The following is an 18,000-nucleotide window of genomic DNA, read 5'->3' on the forward strand; positions in this document are numbered from 1 at the left end:
ATGCACGGGCGGGGGCGCTAGTCTAAAAAGAGGCCGGACCGGGATCAAGTCGGCGTTTAACGGTCTTGATCGTGTTGAGAGGGGCGAGGGTGCTCGCGGTGGTGCTCAAACAGCTCACGCATGCTGCCTGGAACGTCGTGGGTTTCGAAGGGGATATCCAGCTCAATGCGTTGTCGACGTCGAAAAACGCGTTGAATATGGTCCTGCAGCCATTTGATCGCCATGGGAACTCCTTTCCCTGAGTATGGGTCAATTCTCGGGACAGGGTCTTCATGACCCGAACCCTAAACACGCCATCCGTTGGCGTTAAGATAATGTAATAATCGGTTTTATTTTGAGCAAGTGATATCGTGAACTTCCTCGCACATCTGCTGATTGCCGACCACACTCAGACCAGCCTGGCTGGTGCGGTAGGTGCGGATTTTGTTAGGGGACCGCTGACCGACTGGCCCGAACCCATCCGCACCGGCATGCTGCTTCACCGATTTATTGATGCCAGATTGGACAGCGACCATCGGGTATTGGCGCTGAAATCGGCGTTCAACCCCATCCACCGGCGAATGGCCGGGATCTGCCTCGACCTGGCGTTTGACCATCAACTCGCGCAGCACTGGCCGCACTACCACCCCTGGCCCCTGGCGAGCTTCAGTCAGTACTGTTACACGGAGATGGCTCAGGCCAGCCCATTGCCAGAGCGGTTCCTGCCTGTGCTGGAAGCGATGAGCCGCACGGACTGGCTGCTTCAGTATCAACACGCCCGGAACATTGATGGGGCGCTTTACAACATTGCCCGGCGCCTCTCCCAGCCCCAGCGATTGCGGGACGCCATCCCAGAGATCTGGCGATTAGAAGTGGCCATTGCCGACACCTTTGAAACCCTGATGCCGGAGCTTCTGGCCGACGCTGACCGCTTTCTTCAGAATCAAAAAAGCCCCACCGGTTAGGTGGGGCTTTTCGTCATAGGCGTTTAAGCGGAGTGCGCGGTCTCCGGGGTGACGGTGGCGTCACCGCCCTTTGTCCGCTCCCGCAGGCGCTGGAACAGAGCGAAGAAGCCCGGGATAAAGCAGGTGCCCACCAGCAACACACAGAGCAACCCACCCAGCAGCGTCCACCCCAGCGACCATTGGGACAGTTCCCCGGCACCGGAAGCCAGCACCATCGGGATCATCCCGCAGATGAAGGACCAGGAGGTCATGTTCACGGCCCGGAAGCGCAGCTTGCCCGCTTCCACCGCCGCCTCTTCGATGGGGCGTCCCTCCTCCTCCCGCTTCAGACGGGCGAACTCCACAATCAGGATGGCGTTCTTGGCCGCCAGCGCAATCAATAGCACCAGACCCATCTGGGCATAGAGGTTCAGAGGCAGTCCGGCGTACTTCAGCGCCATCATCGCCCCCAGCACCGCCATCGGCACCACCAGGATGATCGCCGTCGGCATGGTCCAGGATTCATACTGAGCCACCATAAACAGGTAGATAAACAGCAGGGCCAGGGCGAAGGCGTAGAGCGCCAGATCCCCCGCCGCTTTCTCCTGGAACGCCATGCCGGTCCACTCGTAGGTATAGCCATCGGGCAGCATCTGGGCCGCCAGCCGCTCCATCGCTGCCAGCGCTTCACCGGAGGCATAGCCCGGGGCCGCCTGGCCAGTGATGGTGGCCGCGTTGTAGAGGTTGTAACGCCAGGCCACATCCGGCGCCAGTGTCGGCGACAGGGTCACCAGAGTGGAGAGCGGAATCATCTCGCCGCTGGCGCTGCGCACATGGAAGCGTCCTAGATCCTCAGTGTCCCGTCGGAACTCGGCCTGCGCCTGCATGTTCACCCGGTAGGACTTGCCGAACAGGGTCACGTCGTTGACCCGCATCGCCCCCAGGTTGGTTTGCAGGGTGGAGAAGATTTCGGTGATCGGGATCCCCAACTGACGGGCTTTCAGATAGTCCACGTCCACGTAGTAGTGAGGCACATTGGCGCGGAAGAAGCTGAACACACGGGTCAGCTCCGGCTGCTGATTCGCGGCCCGGATAAAGTCATCCATCACCGCCGCCAGCTCCTCGCGTGGGCGCCCTCGGGTGTCTTCCAGCATAAACTCGAAGCCGTTGGCATTGCCCACACCGGGCACGGCCGGGGTACCAAACGCCATCACCTGGGCATCGTGGTACTGGGTCGCGGCCCAGACATTCAGGCGGTAGGTGATCTCTCTGAGCCCCGCTTCCCGGTCCGCCCAATCATGCAGACGAACAAAGAAGGTTGCGGTGTTGGACTGAAGGGAGAAAGAGAGCAGGCCAAAGCCACGGGCCGCGCCCACGGCGTCCACCTCCGGGTAGCTCATCAGCACCGCTTCCAGCTCATCCGCCACCTCAACGGTGCGGCGCAGTGAAGCGCCATCCGGCAACTGCACGTTCACCAGCATCATCCCCTTGTCCTCCTCCGGCACAAAGCCAGTGGGGATGGAGGGCGTGATGAGCGCCAGCAACGCCACGGCAGCGGCAAACAGGCCAATCAGCAGACCGGACTTGCGCACCAGCACCGCGGCCACACGACCATAGCGATCGGTGAGGCGGTCAAAGCCGCGGTTAAAGGCTTGATACCAGCGCGGCCCCTGGTTGTTCCCCGGCTTCAGCAGCATGGCGCAGAGTGCGGGAGAGAGGGTCAGGGCATTAACACTGGAGAGCACCACGGAGATCACGATGGTGACCGCGAACTGGGCGTACATCTCACCGGTGATGCCAGGCAGCAGGGACACCGGGATAAACACCGCCAGCAGCACCAACGTGGAGGTGATGATGGGGCCGGTCACCTCTTTCATGGCGTTGATGGTGGCTTGGGCGCCACTCAATGCGGGGTTCTCCCGCATGTTGCGCTCCACGTTCTCAATCACCAGGATGGCGTCATCCACCACGATGCCGATGGCCAGGATCAGGCCGAACAGGGTCACGGTGTTGATGGTGAAGCCCATCGCCAGCATAAAGGCGAAGGTGCCGATCAGCGAGACCGGTATCGCCACCAGCGGCACCGTGGTCGCCCTCATGGAACCGAGGAACAGGTAGGTCACCAGCACCACCAGCAGCACCGCCTGCACCAGCGTGGCCAGCACCGAGGCGATCGACTCCTCGACAAACACCGTGGTGTCATAGACGATGTCGTAGGCCATGTCGTCGGGGAACTGCTCCGCCGCAGAGGCCAGAAACGCCTTAACCTGCTGACCGGTCTCCAGGGCATTGGCGTCGGGCTGCAGGGTCAGGCTCAGCATCGCCGCCAGCTGACCATTGCGGGTGGCTTCGAAGTCGTACATCTCCTTGCCGAGATCGACACTGGCGACGTCTTTCAGGAACAGCGTGCTGCCATCAGAGTCCGCCCGCACAATCACGTGCTCGAACTCCTCCACCGTTTTCAGGCGGCCCTGGGTCACCAGGGGGATGGTCATGGCAGGCTGGTCCAGATCCGGCGCCCCACCGATGCGACCCGCTGGCATCACCACATTCTGCTCCGCCAGTGCGCGATGCACGTCACTGGTGGTCAGGCCGTAGCGGGCCATCCGCTCCGGATCGAGCCAGACCCGAATGGAGTAGCGGGCCCCACCAATCAGGGAAACATCGGAGATCCCGGGGATGCGCTTGAGCTGCTCCTCCAGGTTCAGGGCCACATAGTTGGTCAGGAAGATGTCATCGTGGGTCTCGTTGGGGGAGTAAACGGTCATCGCCATCAGCAGATCCGGCGACTTCTTGGCCACCTTGATGCCACGCTCGCGAACGTCCACCGGCAACCTGGGAGTCGCCTCGTTCACCCGGTTTTGCACCAGTACGGTCGCCATATCGGGATCGGTGCCGATGTCGAAGGTCACCTCCAGAAAATAGCCACCGTCGTTGGCGGAGCGGGAGCGCATGTAGAGCATGTTCTCCACCCCGTTGACCGCCTCCTCAATGGGCTGGGCCAGGGTCTGTTCCACCACTTCGGCGTTGGAGCCCGGATACATGGCCGAAACCTGCACCACCGGCGGCGTAATGCGGGGAAACTCGTTGACCGGCATGGTGCGCATGGCGATCAGCCCCACCAGCACCATCACCAGGGCGATAACGATGGCGAACTTGGGGCGATGGATAAAGAAGCGCGAAATCATACGCCATCACCCATCACGGTGACCTGGCCACCGGAGCGTACCCGGTGCAGTCCGGAGGTCACCACCTGCTCATCCGCAGCCAGCCCGTTCAACACCACAATCTCCTGACCCAGGCGGCTGCCCAGCTCCACGTTGCGGCGGGATACGGTGCTGTCCTCAGCCACCACCATCACAAAGCTGCCCTGCTGATCGTTCTGTACCGCCCGGTTGGGGATCACCACACCGCTCAGAGCCTGATGGGGACGTACCTGAACCTGAACAAACTGCCCCGGCAGCAATACGCCCTCCGGGTTGGCAAAATCCGCATGCAGCGCCAGGGTGCCGGTGGCGAGGTCGATACGGTTGTCGAAGAAGGTGATGCTGCCGGGTTTCGGATAGGTTTGGCCATGGCCAAGGTCCAGCGTTACCGCCACCTTGTCATCGTCCATCAACCCATTGAGCACCATGGCCAGACGCTCCCGCTCGGAGATGCGGAAACTGGTGCGGATGGGGTCCTGCTGCGCCAGGGTCATCAGCGGACCGGACTGCGGCCCCACCAGATCCCCAACTGCTGCCATGGCAGCGCCCACCTGCCCGCTTATTGGCGCGGTGACCCGGGTGTGGGCCAGGTCTAACTGCGCTTTCTCCAATGCGGCTTCCGCCTGCAGCACCCGCGCATCGGCCATCGCCAGGCTGGCCCGAAGGTTATCGATGTCGGATTCACTGACGCTGCCCCGGCCCAGCAACGCCTGGTTGCGCGTCAGGTTGACCTGAGCAATGTCCCGGGACGCTTTCGCTTCCGCCAGCGTGGCCTTGGCGGCACTCATTGCCGCCCGGTAGGGACGAGGATCGATCTCAAACAGCGGGGTGCCCGCTTTCACCACCTGACCGTCAGACACGAACCGTTGAGTCAGATAGCCCGAGACCTGGGCACTGATGCGGATATCCTCGATCGCCTCAATTCGACCGGAAAAACGGCGGACTGGTTGGTAATCCTGCTGCGTCGCCACCGTCACCTCCACCGCTGGTGGCGGCGGAGCCATGGGAGCAGAAGCTCGCTCGCAGCCGAGCAAACCGATGGGTAACAGCAGCACCAGCCACCGCTTGGAAACAAAATTCATGCAGTTGGATCCCTATGAGCACCCATCCGGGCGGGACGGGGAAAATAGGGCCACTGTAAAAGGTATGGCTGAACGCCACCTCAACGAAAAATCGGAAAAACGGTCGGAAAAACCACAACTTGTATCGAAATATTCCACATGTTGCGTAGAGACACCTCCGCTTGCAATGCACAACAAATGCTCATCATTCAGGCAGCAGATTCGCCACAGCTATAGCGTTTCCGCCAAGAGCTCAACATGGGGTTACCAGCGTTCGACCAGCCCACAACGAACAGGCAAAAAAAAGGGGAGGACCTAAGTCCTCCCAAAGCACAAGCAACGTGGGAACTCAAACAAACAGGGGATCAGAACTGGTTCATGGTGTTGTCTTTACCGGCGGCTTTCAGGGCGGCGTCACCGGAGAAGTACTCCTTGTGATCGTCTCCCATATCGGAACCGGCCATGTTCTGATGCTTCACACAGGCGATGCCCTGACGGATCTCCTGACGCTGTACGTTGGACACGTAGGCCAGCATCCCCTCATCACCGAAGTAGCCCTTGGCCAGGTTATCGGTGGACAGCGCCGCAGTGTGGTAGGTCGGCAGCGTGATGAGGTGGTGGAAGATCCCCGCTTCACGGGCCGCATCGGCCTGGAAGGAGCGGATCTTGGCATCGGCCTCAACTCCCAGTTCGGTGTCGTCGTACTGGGCGCTCATCAGGTTCGCGCGGTCATAGGCGGAGAGATCGCGGCCCGCCGCTTCCCAGGCATCGAACACCTGCTGACGGAAGTTCAGAGTCCAGTTGAAGGAGGGGCTGTTGTTGTAAACCAGCTTGGCGTTGGGGACCACTTCGCGGATGCGGTTCACCATGCCAGCGATCTGACCAACGTGCGGCTTCTCAGTCTCAATCCACAGCAGGTCAGCGCCGTACTGCAGGGAGGTTACGCAGTCCAGTACCACACGGTCCTCACCGGAACCGGGCTTGAACTGGAACAGGCCGCTGGCCAGGCGCTTCGGCTTCAGCAGTTTGCCATTCGCCTTCACCACCACGTCACCGTTTTCGATGTCGTCGGCGCTGTTCACGTAGTCGCCATCCAGGAAGCTGTTGTAGAGGTCGCCCAGATCGCCCGGCTCCTTGGTGACCGCAATCTGCTTGGTCAGGCCGGCGCCCAGAGAGTCAGTACGGGCCACAATCACGCCGTCATCCACGCCCAGTTCCAGGAAGGCATAACGAACCGCGCGGATCTTGGCCAGGAAGTCCGCATGGGGAACGGTCACCTTGCCGTCCTGGTGACCACACTGCTTCTCATCGGATACCTGGTTCTCGATCTGGATGCAGCACGCACCGGCTTCAATCATCTTCTTGGCCAGCAGGTAGGTGGCTTCCTCGTTACCAAAACCGGCGTCGATGTCAGCGATGATCGGCACAACGTGGGTTTCAAAGTTGTCGATCTTGGCCTGAACTTCCGCTTCCTTGGCCTTATCGCCCGCCTCACGGGCCGCGTCCAGCGCACGGAAGTAACCACCCAGCTCACGGGCATCCGCCTGGCGCAGGAAGGTGTACAGCTCCTCAATCAGGGAGGCCACGGAGGTTTTCTCATGCATGGACTGATCCGGCAGCGGACCGAACTCGCTGCGCAACGCTGCGACCATCCAGCCAGACAGGTAGAGGTAACGCCCCTTGGTGGTGGTCAGGTGCTTCTTGATGGCGATCAGCTTCTGCTGGCCGATAAAGCCGTGCCAGCAACCCAGAGACTGGGTGTAGTTGGCCGGGTCGGCATCGTAGCTGGCCATATCTTCACGCATGATCTTGGCGGTGTAGCGGGCAACATCCAGACCGGTTTTAAAGCGGTTCTGAGCCTTCATACGCGCGACATTTTCGGCGTTCACACCCCACGTCTGCCCCTGGGTTTCAATCAAGCTGTTGGCGGTATCGATATCGTTCTGGTAAGTGGCCATGATTTGGGACTCCTTAAAAATGCTTATCCTTGAGCGAGTGTGGGTTGGGTCAGGATCTGGTACCCGGGCAGGGTCAGAAAATCCGTCAGTTCGTCAGCACAGGTGAGGCGCTCGAAAATCTCTGCGGCTTCGTCGAAACGGCCGCCGTCAAAGCGCTCTGAGCCCAGTTCCTCACGAACCACGGCCAGCTCCTCCTTGAGCAGGGAGCGGAACAGCTCGGCAGTAACCAGCTGGCCGTTGTCCAGATGGGTGCCGTGTTTGATCCACTGCCAGATGGAAGCCCGGGAGATCTCCGCCGTGGCGGCGTCCTCCATCAGGCCATAAATCGGTACGCAGCCATTGCCGGAGATCCAGGCTTCGATGTACTGCACCGCAATGCGGATGTTGGCGCGCATCCCCGCTTCGCTGGCCTGGCCCTCACAGGGCGCCAGCAACTCCTCGGCGGTGATCGGGGCGTCGACGTCACGGGACACCTGAAGCTGGTTGGGACGATCACCGATGTATTCGTTCATGACGGCCATGGCGGTATCGGCCAGGCCCGGGTGAGCGATCCAGGTGCCGTCGTGACCATTGCGGGCCTCCAGCTCCTTGTCCTGCTTCACCTTGGCCAGCACCTGAGCCTGACGCTCCGGATCTTTGGCGGGGATGAATGCTGCCATTCCCCCCATCGCCAGCGCGCCGCGCTTGTGACAGGTCTTGATCAACAGGCGGGAATAGGCGGACAGGAACGGCTTATCCATGGTGACCACCTGGCGGTCGGGCAGCACCCGATCCGGGTAGTTCTTCAGGGTTTTGATGTAGCTGAAGATGTAATCCCAGCGACCGCAGTTGAGGCCGACAATGTTGTTGCGCAGTTCGTAAAGGATCTCGTCCATCTCGAACACTGCGGGCAGAGTCTCAATCAGGCAGGTGGCCTTGATGGTGCCCGGATTCAGGCAGAAACGCTCTTCGGTGTAAGCGAACACTTCGGCCCACCAGCGCGCCTCAAGATGACTTTGCAGTTTGGGGATGTAGAAATACGGTCCAGAACCTTTGGCCAGCAGAGCCCGGTAGTTGTGGTAGAAGTACAGGCCAAAGTCCACCAGCGCTCCCGACATCGGTTCTCCCTGCCAGCTCAGGTGTGCCTCATCCAGATGAAGGCCGCGCACCCGGCAGATCAACACCGCCGGATCCGGCTTGAGACGATACTCCTTGCCGTTAGCCGGGTTGGTGTACTCGATGGTGCCATCCACCGCATCTTTCAGATTCTGTTGACCCTGAACCACCTTCTCCCAGCTGGGTGCCAGCGAATCCTCAAAGTCCGCCATAAAGACTTTGACGTCCGCATTCAGGGCGTTGATGACCATCTTGCGATCCACCGGGCCGGTGATCTCGACTCGACGGTCCTGAAGATCCGAGGGGATACCCAGGATCTGCCAGTTGCCCTCACGCACATTGCGGGTTTCCGGCAGAAAGTCCGGCAACTCGCCCGCATCAATTCGGGCCTGACGCTCAATTCGCTTTTGCAGCAATGCCTGACGGGGCTGTGCAAAACGCTGAGCCAGCTCGGCCAGAAACGACAGTGCCTCAGCACTGACGATTTTCTCCTCACCGGCCACGAACTGACCACGCTTAATGATGGCGTCTTTCGACTCTACGGCTGCCTGGCTCATTCGCTCCTCCAAACCGGAAATTTCATATGAAAGTTTAGAACCACGTTTCTTTCTATTGGACTTTGGTGGTCATTGCACCGTCCTGGTGCTCAAGAGTGAAATTTAAGCTGCTTTATGGTGCATGAAAAATCAAGACAGAAATCACACTATTTTCACAAATTTGCCCCAAAGCACTGTTTTGAAGGGTTTCACAAGAACACCCGAGATTGGAGCATTAACTTTAAACGTCCGTTTCACTGCGGTTTGACCCCGATGAAAAACAAAGCACCAAATGTAATTAAATTACGTACTTTAAAGTCACTCCGTACACATTGGTTGACAACAACCCCCTGCATCCAGGTGACAAATCTGTCAATGACCCTTGCCTTAAATGTTTGCCCCTGACCTTAACGGTAGCCTCAAAGTCCACGGTTGATGGGCTTTTGAGCAGCTCACCATTTAAACAGGGCGTGAAACGACCGTTTTAATTTGACGTTAACGTAAACTGGCGCCGCTGGGGATTGCCTCTGACGGCACGACAAAACACGGCAACGGTTGGAAATGAAATACATCACTCGACCATCGAAAAGCCCGGCAGGACGGGGGTTTGCAAGGAGAGAGGGTCTGACCAATTAAGTGCAAAGGGTCGGACCAACACCGTTTTTCCCCGCAAGGCCGACAACAAAAAAAAGCCCGCCATATTGGCGGGCTTTATCGAAGAATAAGCGGAGAAATCCCCGATTAGGCGGGTTGCCCCTTGAAGCGCTCCCTCAATCGCTGCAATACCACGTAGAACACCGGCACCAGCAGTGTTCCCACGATGCCTGCTGCAATCATTCCGCCAAAGACGGCATAACCCAGTGAGTGGCGGCTGGCTGCCCCTGCCCCACTGGCGAGCACCAGCGGCAATACCCCGAGGATGAAGGAGAAGGCGGTCATCAGTACGGCGCGGAAACGCATACGCGCAGCCTCCTGACCGGCATCGACAATGCTGTGCCCCGCCTCCCTCTGCTGCTTGGCAAACTCCACAATCAGGATGGCGTTCTTCGATGCCATCCCGATCAACAGCACCAGACCAATCTGGGTATAGAGGTTCACGTCGGCCTGGGCAATCAGGACATTGAGGAAGGCCCCAAGAATCGCCACCGGCACCGACAGCATTACCGCCAGCGGAATGGTCCAGCTCTCATACTGCGCCACCAGGAACAGATAAGTGAACACCAGCGCCAGAGAGAAGATAAAGGGCGCCAGGTTGCCAGCCTTAATCTCCTGATAGGTCTGTCCGGTCCACTCATACTGGTACCCCGCCGGCAGAACCCGGTCCGCCACTCGCTGCATCGCTGCAATCGCTTCACCCGAGCTGAAACCCGGTGCCGGGATGCCGTTGATGGTGACCGAGCCATAGAGGTTGTAACTGGACACCACTTCCGGCCCCAGGATTGGGGTGATGGTCACCAGAGTGGAAAGCGGCACCATCTCGCCAGCGGACGTACGCACATAGAACTTGCTGATGTCCTGTTCCGAATTCCGGAAATCCATCTCCGCCTGAGCCATCACCCGGAAGGTTTTGCCGAAGCGGTTAAAGTCGTTGATGTAGGCACCGCCGAGCATGGTCTGCAGTGTGGAGAACACTTCGGTCAGCGGGATCCCCAGCACCTTGGCCTTCTGCCGGTCCACATCGACATACATCTGCGGTACATCAGCCCGGAAGTTGGAGAACGCCATCGCGATGGCTGGCTCCTGATTGGCCTCGATGATCAATCCCCGCATCACAGACGCCAGTTCCGCTGCGCTGCGGCCCATGGTGTCCTGCAGAACAAATTCGAAACCGCCTACATTACCCACGCCGGGCAGTGGTGGCAGCGCAAAGGCCATGGCATTGACCCTGGGGTCCGCCGAGTACTTGGCCTGCAGGCTGCGCAGAATCGCCTTATCAGAAAGCTCCGGTGCGGTGCGGTCCTCCCAGGTATCCAGAACCACCACCAACAGCCCCCCGTTGGAGGCTACGGAGCCGGTCAGCACCGAGAAGCCGGAGGCGTGAATCACGTTGGAAACGCCGGGTTGCTCGAGCGTCAACGCCACCAGATCCTTCATCACCTCTTCGGTCCGGTTCAGGGACGCGCCATCGGGCAACTGCAGATCCACCATAAAGCTCTTCTTGTCCTCAGAGGGGACAAAGCCGGAGGGCAGACTGACGCCCAGATAGGCGGTGGCACCAATCGCTGCCACAAACGCCAGCATCACCAGTGAAGATTTGCGGATAAGACTGGCGACCAGCCCACTGTAGCTGCCGGTCAGGCGATCAAAGTGACGGTTAAACGCGGCATGGAAACCCGTTTCATGCTGTTTGGGCGGTCGCAGCAGCGACGCACACAGCGCGGGGGACAGGGTCAGGGCGTTGATCGAGGAGATAAGCACCGACACACAGATGGTAACCGAGAACTGGGCGTACATCTGACCGGTGATGCCCGGCATCACCGCCGTGGGCGCGAACACCGCCAGCAACACCAGCGAGGTGGCGACGATGGGGCCGGTCACCTCTTTCATCGCCTCGATGGTGGCGGTGCGGGGGTCCATCCCCTTCTCTTCCATCAGTCGGGTGACGTTCTCCACCACCACGATGGCGTCATCCACCACGATCCCGATCGCCAGGATAAGGGCGAACAGAGAAACGGTGTTGATGGTCATGCCGAACATCAGCAGGAACACAAATGTGCCCACCAGCGATACCGGAATGGCGATGGCCGGCACCAGAGTGGAGCGGAAATCCTGCAGGAAGATGAACACCACCAGCACCACCAGGCCGACGGAGATAAACAGGGTTTCCACCACCTCCTGGATAGAGACCTCCACAAACTCAGTGGTGTCATAGAGGATGTCGTAGGTCAGGTCGTCAGAGAAGCCCTCGGAGAGGCGTGCCATCTCGGTACGGATCCCTTTGGCCACCTCCAGAGCGTTGGCGTCGGGGCTCTGGTAAACCGCGATGATGGCGCTGGGGGCGTTATCCAACTTACCCTGAGCGTCATAGAACTGACTGCCCAGCTCCACCCGGGCAACGTCGCCCACCACGATTTTGGAACCATCGGGGTTGGAGCGGATCACCACCTCTGCAAACTCTTCCGGATGGGAGAGACGGCCCTGAGTCTGCAGGCTGTACTGGAACTGCTGGTCAGGGTCGACCGGCGCCGCACCAATCCGGCCCGCGGCCACCTGAATGTTCTGCTCACGCAGCGCCGAAATCACATCGGAGGTGGTGACAGACAGGGAAGCCATGGTGTTGGGGTTGAGCCAGATCCGCATGGCGTAATCCATGCCACCGATGATCTGCACTTCCGACACGCCGCTGACCCGCGCCAGGGTGTCCTTGATGTTGAGGCCGGCGTAGTTGGTCAGGTAGAGGCCATCAAAGGTGCCATTGGGCGAATAGAGGTTGGCCAACATCAGGAAGTTGGGGCTCTTCTTCTTAACCTTCACCCCCTGTTGGGTCACCTCTGCAGGCAATCGCGGCAGCGCCTGCTGCACCCGGTTCTGGACGTTCACCTGAGCCATATCGGCATCAACGCCCACTTCAAAGGTCACGGTAAGTGAATAGGAGCCATCGTTGGAGGACTTGGACTCCATGTAGATCATGTCCTCCACCCCGTTCACTTCACTCTCAATCACCTGGCCAATGGTGTCCTTCACCACATCGGCGCTGGCACCGGGGTAGCTGGTGCTGACCGCAATCTGCGGCGGCGACACATTGGGGAACTCCGCCACCGGCAGCACCGGAATGGAAAGCAGCCCCGCCAGGGTCAGGACAATCGAGATAACAAAGGCAAATTTGGGCCTGGAGACAAAAAACTGGCTAATCATAGTGGCTCTCCCGGCTTAACCCTGAGCGTCCTGCTTAAAGGGTTGAATCTCCTGTACCACCGGGTTGACCACGGCGCCGGGACGGATCTTCTGCAGCCCCTCCACCACGATGGTCTCGCCCTCTTTCAGCCCTTCCAGAACCGCCCACTGAACGCCATAGCGCTGGCCCAGAGTCACCATGCGCTTATTCACCTGGTTGCCTTCGCCCAGCACCATCACGTAGCGACCCTGCTGGTCCTCCTGAACGGAAGCCTGGGGTACCAGAAGACGGGCTTCGGTTTCCTGGGGACGAATCACCAGGGTGACGTAGGTACCGGGCAGCACCCAGCCGTCCGGATTGGTGAACTTGGCACGCAGATTCACCGTACCGGTGGCCGCATCCACCCGGTTGTCGACGAAATCGATGAAGCCGATCTGGTCATACATCTCGCCATCCGGCATCCGCATCTCCACATCGAGATCGGACAAACGTACCGCCTGATCCGGGTTCTGTTGAGTGAAGGTGCGAGCGGCGGCCATCTGGCGCTCTGAGGCTTGGAACGTCACCCAGAAGGGGTCGCTCTGAACCAGTGTGGCCAGTTGAGTTTGCGGGGTGATCAAATCCCCGGTGGAGACAAAGGCGTTGGAGATGCGGCCCGTGATGGGGGCCCGTACCTGGGCGTACTCCAGCTGCAGCGCGGCCGCATCCAGACCCGCCTTCGCCTGCACCACCTGAGCTTCCGCCTGCAGTTTACGGCTGGTGAGCTCATCCATATCGGTATCGGAGATCACACCGTCCGGGTGGAGGCGGCGACCCCGCTCCCAGTTGATTACCGCCACATCCCGTGCCGCTTCCGCCTGCGCCAGAACCGCGTTGGCCTGGTTCACCTGGGCCTGGAAGGACTCCGGGTCGAGGGAGAACAGCAGGTCGCCCTGACTGACCTTATCCCCCTCAGTAAAGTGGCGCTGAACCAACTGACCGGAGACCTGAGCCTGAATGTGCACATCCTCAAACGCCTGGGTACGACCAACAAATTCAGCAGACGGGCGTACCTGCTCAAGGGCCACGGCGCGCACCTGTACGCTGGGGGGCGGCAGATCCGGCTGATGCGCCACCTTGCCGCACCCGGCCATCATTAACGCCACGACACCCATCGCTAGCTGGATCCCTCTCATGCTCTCTCCCCGGCCCACCTGGCCATATTTGAAAAACCCTGCTCACAATAGTACCAATCAACTGCAGCAATTGCCGCTACATCTTTTGGGTTTTCTTTTTCATATCCAATGGTTTGGTTACAGTTAGAGGGTATGCCATCAAGGAGGTTGCATGAAAAAGGCGCACTACGAAGCGGAGCTGAAATCTCTGCAGGTGGAGCTGGTGGCTCTGCAGGAGTGGATTAAGCGGGAGAAGCTGAAGGTGGTGGTCATCTTTGAGGGGCGGGATGCCGCTGGCAAAGGGGGCACCATCAAACGCATCATCGAGAAGCTGAATCCTCGGGTCTGTCGTATCGCCGCGCTGCCAGCCCCCTCTGACCGCGAAAAAACCCAGTGGTACTTCCAACGCTATGTCGCGCATCTTCCAGCCGCAGGTGAGATGGTGCTGTTTGACCGCAGTTGGTACAACCGTGCGGGCGTAGAGCATGTGATGGGATTCTGCACTGAGCCGGAGTACAACGACTTCCTGCGCGCCTGTCCTGAGTTTGAGCGGATGCTGATCCGCGCCGGCATCATCCTGATCAAGTACTGGTTCTCCGTTTCCGATCAGGTGCAGGAACAGCGGTTTCTGGAGCGAATCAATGACCCCGTAAAGCGCTGGAAATTCAGCCCGATGGATCTGGAGTCCCGCACCCGATGGCAGCTTTACTCTCAGGCCAAAGACCGGATGTTTGCCCATACCGACACCCGTCACAGCCCCTGGTACGTCATCGATTCCGACGATAAGCGCAAAGCCCGCCTGAACTGCATCCGCCATCTGCTGAGCCAGATCCCCTACGAGAAGATCGACTACCCGGAGATCACCCTACCCCCGCTCGACAGCCGAGGCTACGTGCGCCCGCCGATGGAGGAACAAACCTGGGTGAAGGATCACTATCCCGAGGATGAGGCTTAAGCCACACCCTGAACACAACAACGCCCGGCATTGGCCGGGCGCTTTGTTGATAACAGGGCTGGGATCACTTCAGCAGGTCTTCCACCTGGTTCATATCCAGGTGGCGCACATCCTTACCCTTGACGTAGTAGATGATGTATTCGCAGATGTTCTGGCAACGGTCCCCTACCCGTTCCAGAGCCCGGGCCGCCCAGAGCACATCCAGCACATTGGGGATGGAGCGGGGGTCTTCCATCATAAAGGTCATCAACTGGCGCACCACCGCCTCGTACTCGTTATCGACCTTAGCGTCCTCTTTGTGGATCCGCATCGCCGCCTCCACATCCATCCGGGCGAAGGCATCCAGTACATCGTGCAGCATCTTCAGGGTGTGACGTCCCATCGCCTCCATCGACACCAGCATCCCGCGCTGACGCTTTGAGTGATGCTCCGTTGCCAGACGGGCGATACGCTCAGCACTGTCACCGATGCGCTCCAGATCGGAAACCGTCTTGGAGATCGCCAGTACCAGACGCAGGTCAGAGGCGGCGGGCTGGCGCTTGGCAATGATTCGGGTGCACTCCTCGTCGATGGACACCTCAAGCGTGTTGACCTTGCGATCCCGTGCCACCACTTTGCGGGCCAATTCATCATCGCCGCTGTGAAGGACGGACAGCGCGTTGGTCAACTGCTCCTCCACCAGGCCACCCATCGCCATCACCCGATTACGGACATCCTCCAGCTCCGCATTGAACTGGCCGGAAATGTGCTTGCTCAGATTCAGGTTGTCCATGAAATCTCCGTCGTCAGCCGTAACGGCCGGTAATGTAATCCTCGGTCTGTTTCTTAGCCGGGGTGGTGAACAGGGTGTTGGTGTCGCTGTACTCGATCAGCTTGCCCAGGTACATAAAGGCGGTGTTGTCCGATACCCGCGCCGCCTGCTGCATATTATGGGTCACGATCACCACGGTGAAGCGGCTCTTCAGGCTGGTGATCAGCTCCTCAATGGTGAGGGTGGAGATCGGGTCCAGCGCCGAAGTGGGCTCATCCAGCAGCAGAACCTCAGGCTCAATGGCAATGGCCCGGGCGATGACCAGACGCTGCTGCTGCCCGCCGGAAAGACCAAAGGCGTTGTCGCCAAGGCGGTCTTTCACCTCGTCCCACAGGGCCGCGCCCTTGAGCGCTTTTTCCACCGCTTCATCCAGGCGACGACGATCGTTGATACCCTGCAGGCGCAATCCGTACACCACGTTTTCGTAGATCGACTTGGGAAAGGGGTTGGGGCGCTGGAACACCATGCCGACATTACGGCGCAGTGCCGCCACGTCCACGCTGCGATGGTGAATGTCGCTGTTGTTCAGCAGAATCTCGCCCGAGACCTTACAACCATCAATCAGGTCATTCATCCGGTTCAGGCAGCGCAACAGGGTGGATTTGCCGCAGCCGGAGGGGCCGATAAAGGCGGTCACCTGGTTTTTGGGGATCTTCATCTCAATCCCCTCCAGCGCCGGTTTATCACCGTAGTGGAGGTTGAGATCCCGAATCTCAAAGGCGGTCTGTTCAGGACTCAATGACGTCAGATCCAGGGGTCGATTACGGCTTACCGCGGTTTCGATAGACAACATAAAGATCGTCCTCGCTTAATGTTCAAAAGCGCGGAACTTCTCCCGCAGGTGGTTACGCACGCCAATGGCGGTGAGGTTCAGTGCAACGATCACCGTCACCAACAGGAACGACGTGGCGTACACCAGCGGTCGAGCCGCTTCGACATTGGGACTCTGGAACCCAACATCGTAAATATGGAAGCCCAGGTGCATGAACTTTCGGTCCAGGTGCACATAGGGGAAGTTGCCATCCACCGGCAGTTGCGGGGCCAGCTTCACCACACCAACCAGCATCAGCGGCGCCACTTCGCCCGCCGCCCGGGCCACAGCCAGGATAAGGCCGGTCATAATGGCTGGGCTGGCCATCGGCAATACGATGCGCCACAAGGTCTCCGCTTTGGTCGCTCCCAAAGCCAGACTGCCCTGCCGCACGGCGGAGGGGATGCGACTCAACCCCTCCTCGGTGGAGACGATCACCACCGGCAGGGTCAGAATCGCCAGCGTCAGTGCCGACCACAGTACGCCCGGCGTACCGAAGACCGGATTGGGCAGCGCCTCCGGATAGAACAGCTGATCGATGGAGCCCCCCACCATATAGACAAAGAAGCCCAGGCCAAAGACGCCATAGACAATGGAAGGTACCCCGGCCAAGTTGATCACCGCGATGCGGATAAGCCGGGTGATGGGTCCTTTATGGGCGTACTCATGGAGATAAACCGCCGCCATCACGCCAAAGGGGGTCACAATCACCGCCATCAACAACACCATAAAGACGGTGCCAAAGATGGCTGGAAAGACCCCACCCTCGGTGTTCGCTTCCCGGGGTTCATCCACCACAAACTGGCCCACCGACTTCAGCCAGTGCCAGGCCTTACCGGGCAGTGACAGCGCGTTGGAGAAGGTCAGCCCCTTTACTTCACTGAGGGGCAGACGCACCGTTTCACCGCGCATATCGGTCACCAGCAGCGCATTTTTCCCCGCCTGGGCACGCAGGCCGAACAGCTCTCGTTCCAACTCAAGGTAGGACTGATTGAGCGCGTCTCTGCGGGCCGCGATCTGCGCCAACGCCTCCTCGGTGTCCTTACCCTCCAGTTGCAACCGGCGCTCCTCCAGGCGGAGCGTTTCAAGCTGGTGGTTGATGCGACCGATGTCGGAGCGCTGCAGTTTGTCCGCCTGTTCAGTCAGAGCATTGGCGGCCTCAATCGCTTTGGGCAGCGCTGCCGTCAGTTCGGGACCCCGGATGGTCCGTTCTCCCTCCACCAACGCCACCGGGAAACCGTAAAAGTTGCCGTTGCGGCTGCGCTCAATCACGGCCAGATCCTGCGGGGTTTCAGTGGAGACGATGGTGGGCGCCAGCACCCAACGGAAATCCAGTGGCACATACTCACGGTTGCCGGTTTTCACCAGCAGGCGCTCAACAAACTCCTCGTCAGTGACCAGAGGAATGCCTGCATCAAGCAAGCGCTCCACAGGCACCCACTCCCGATCGTAGATCTCACCAATGAGTTGCTCCTGACGACCATCCAGGTGTTGCAACTCCCACTGGTACAGGGTGGAGGGCCAGAAGTAGGTCAAGCCCCGCCAGGCGATCAGCAACAGCAGTCCGAGCACGGCCACCAGGGACAGGCTGACCGCACCGGCGGTCATCCAGATCCAGGGGCTTCCCGATTTAAACCACTTTCCCATGCTCATCC

12 protein-coding genes are annotated in these 18,000 nt (G+C 59.6%); 2 read left to right on the forward strand and 10 right to left on the reverse strand.

Annotated features, from left to right (window positions below):
- Nucleotides 1–56: 56 nt before the first annotated feature.
- Nucleotides 57–224, reverse strand: coding sequence for a hypothetical protein (locus tag KUV52_RS02015; RefSeq protein WP_222524263.1), 168 nt, complete (start codon nt 222–224; stop codon nt 57–59).
- 126 nt (nt 225–350) lie between these two features.
- Here KUV52_RS02015 and KUV52_RS18970 point away from each other — a divergent pair, with 126 nt between their 5' ends.
- Nucleotides 351–944: an ACP phosphodiesterase gene (locus tag KUV52_RS18970; RefSeq protein WP_222524264.1), complete on the forward strand. Its 594-nt coding sequence runs from the start codon at nt 351–353 to the stop codon at nt 942–944.
- A gap of 23 nt (nt 945–967) precedes the next feature.
- Here the strand turns inward: KUV52_RS18970 and KUV52_RS02025 are convergent, their stop codons facing one another.
- From KUV52_RS02025 to KUV52_RS02050, 6 genes are all read right to left on the reverse strand, one after another.
- A complete protein-coding gene (locus KUV52_RS02025) occupies nt 968–4,111 on the reverse strand; it encodes an efflux RND transporter permease subunit (protein WP_222524265.1) in 3,144 nt (1,047 codons plus the stop codon).
- Nucleotides 4,108–5,211, reverse strand: coding sequence for an efflux RND transporter periplasmic adaptor subunit (locus KUV52_RS02030; protein WP_222524266.1), 1,104 nt, complete (start codon nt 5,209–5,211; stop codon nt 4,108–4,110). Before KUV52_RS02030 ends, KUV52_RS02025 begins: the two co-directional genes overlap by 4 nt.
- Before the next feature lie 344 nt (nt 5,212–5,555).
- Nucleotides 5,556–7,148 (reverse strand): isocitrate lyase, encoded by a 1,593-nt coding sequence (locus KUV52_RS02035; protein ID WP_222524267.1) that lies wholly within the window; start codon nt 7,146–7,148, stop codon nt 5,556–5,558.
- A gap of 23 nt (nt 7,149–7,171) precedes the next feature.
- The gene (aceB, locus tag KUV52_RS02040; RefSeq protein ID WP_222524268.1) at nt 7,172–8,800 is read right to left on the reverse strand and encodes a malate synthase A; all 1,629 of its coding nucleotides are present in this window, start codon (nt 8,798–8,800) and stop codon (nt 7,172–7,174) included.
- 720 nt (nt 8,801–9,520) lie between these two features.
- Nucleotides 9,521–12,634: an efflux RND transporter permease subunit gene (locus tag KUV52_RS02045; RefSeq protein WP_222524269.1), complete on the reverse strand. Its 3,114-nt coding sequence runs from the start codon at nt 12,632–12,634 to the stop codon at nt 9,521–9,523.
- 15 nt (nt 12,635–12,649) lie between these two features.
- The gene (locus KUV52_RS02050; protein WP_222524270.1) at nt 12,650–13,789 is read right to left on the reverse strand and encodes an efflux RND transporter periplasmic adaptor subunit; all 1,140 of its coding nucleotides are present in this window, start codon (nt 13,787–13,789) and stop codon (nt 12,650–12,652) included.
- A 151-nt stretch (nt 13,790–13,940) separates the two neighbouring features.
- Here KUV52_RS02050 and ppk2 point away from each other — a divergent pair, with 151 nt between their 5' ends.
- The gene (gene ppk2, locus KUV52_RS02055) at nt 13,941–14,723 is read left to right on the forward strand and encodes a polyphosphate kinase 2 (protein WP_222524271.1); all 783 of its coding nucleotides are present in this window, start codon (nt 13,941–13,943) and stop codon (nt 14,721–14,723) included.
- 64 nt (nt 14,724–14,787) lie between these two features.
- On the opposite strand, the gene phoU is transcribed toward ppk2, so the two are convergent.
- Genes phoU through pstA form a run of 3 tightly spaced genes read right to left on the reverse strand, consistent with a single transcriptional unit; the run spans nt 14,788 to nt 17,992 of the window.
- Nucleotides 14,788–15,495, reverse strand: a complete 708-nt coding sequence (gene phoU / locus KUV52_RS02060; RefSeq protein ID WP_222524272.1) for a phosphate signaling complex protein PhoU — start codon at nt 15,493–15,495, stop codon at nt 14,788–14,790.
- Nucleotides 15,496–15,508: 13 nt separating this feature from the next.
- The gene (gene pstB, locus KUV52_RS02065; RefSeq protein ID WP_222524273.1) at nt 15,509–16,327 is read right to left on the reverse strand and encodes a phosphate ABC transporter ATP-binding protein PstB; all 819 of its coding nucleotides are present in this window, start codon (nt 16,325–16,327) and stop codon (nt 15,509–15,511) included.
- 15 nt (nt 16,328–16,342) lie between these two features.
- Nucleotides 16,343–17,992 carry a phosphate ABC transporter permease PstA gene (gene pstA / locus KUV52_RS02070; RefSeq protein WP_222524274.1) on the reverse strand — a complete coding sequence of 550 codons (1,650 nt, stop codon included), beginning with the start codon at nt 17,990–17,992 and terminating at the stop codon, nt 16,343–16,345.
- Between the last annotated feature and the right edge of the window lie 8 nt (nt 17,993–18,000).

This window comes from Ferrimonas balearica (genome assembly GCF_019802055.1).
Classification (GTDB): Bacteria; Pseudomonadota; Gammaproteobacteria; order Enterobacterales; family Shewanellaceae; genus Ferrimonas; species Ferrimonas balearica_A.

What these genes read in the sequence shown, in the direction of transcription:
- KUV52_RS02015 (WP_222524263.1), bottom strand. Translation starts at nt 224, where the DNA reads ATGGCGATCAAATGGCTGCAGGACCATATTCAACGCGTTTTTCGACGT.
- KUV52_RS02025 (WP_222524265.1), bottom strand. Translation starts at nt 4,111, where the DNA reads ATGATTTCGCGCTTCTTTATCCATCGCCCCAAGTTCGCCATCGTTATC.
- KUV52_RS02030 (WP_222524266.1), bottom strand. Translation starts at nt 5,211, where the DNA reads ATGAATTTTGTTTCCAAGCGGTGGCTGGTGCTGCTGTTACCCATCGGT.
- KUV52_RS02035 (WP_222524267.1), bottom strand. Translation starts at nt 7,148, where the DNA reads ATGGCCACTTACCAGAACGATATCGATACCGCCAACAGCTTGATTGAA.
- aceB (WP_222524268.1), bottom strand. Translation starts at nt 8,800, where the DNA reads ATGAGCCAGGCAGCCGTAGAGTCGAAAGACGCCATCATTAAGCGTGGT.
- KUV52_RS02045 (WP_222524269.1), bottom strand. Translation starts at nt 12,634, where the DNA reads ATGATTAGCCAGTTTTTTGTCTCCAGGCCCAAATTTGCCTTTGTTATC.
- KUV52_RS02050 (WP_222524270.1), bottom strand. Translation starts at nt 13,789, where the DNA reads ATGAGAGGGATCCAGCTAGCGATGGGTGTCGTGGCGTTAATGATGGCC.
- ppk2 (WP_222524271.1), top strand. Translation starts at nt 13,941, where the DNA reads ATGAAAAAGGCGCACTACGAAGCGGAGCTGAAATCTCTGCAGGTGGAG.
- phoU (WP_222524272.1), bottom strand. Translation starts at nt 15,495, where the DNA reads ATGGACAACCTGAATCTGAGCAAGCACATTTCCGGCCAGTTCAATGCG.
- pstB (WP_222524273.1), bottom strand. Translation starts at nt 16,327, where the DNA reads ATGTTGTCTATCGAAACCGCGGTAAGCCGTAATCGACCCCTGGATCTG.
- pstA (WP_222524274.1), bottom strand. Translation starts at nt 17,992, where the DNA reads ATGGGAAAGTGGTTTAAATCGGGAAGCCCCTGGATCTGGATGACCGCC.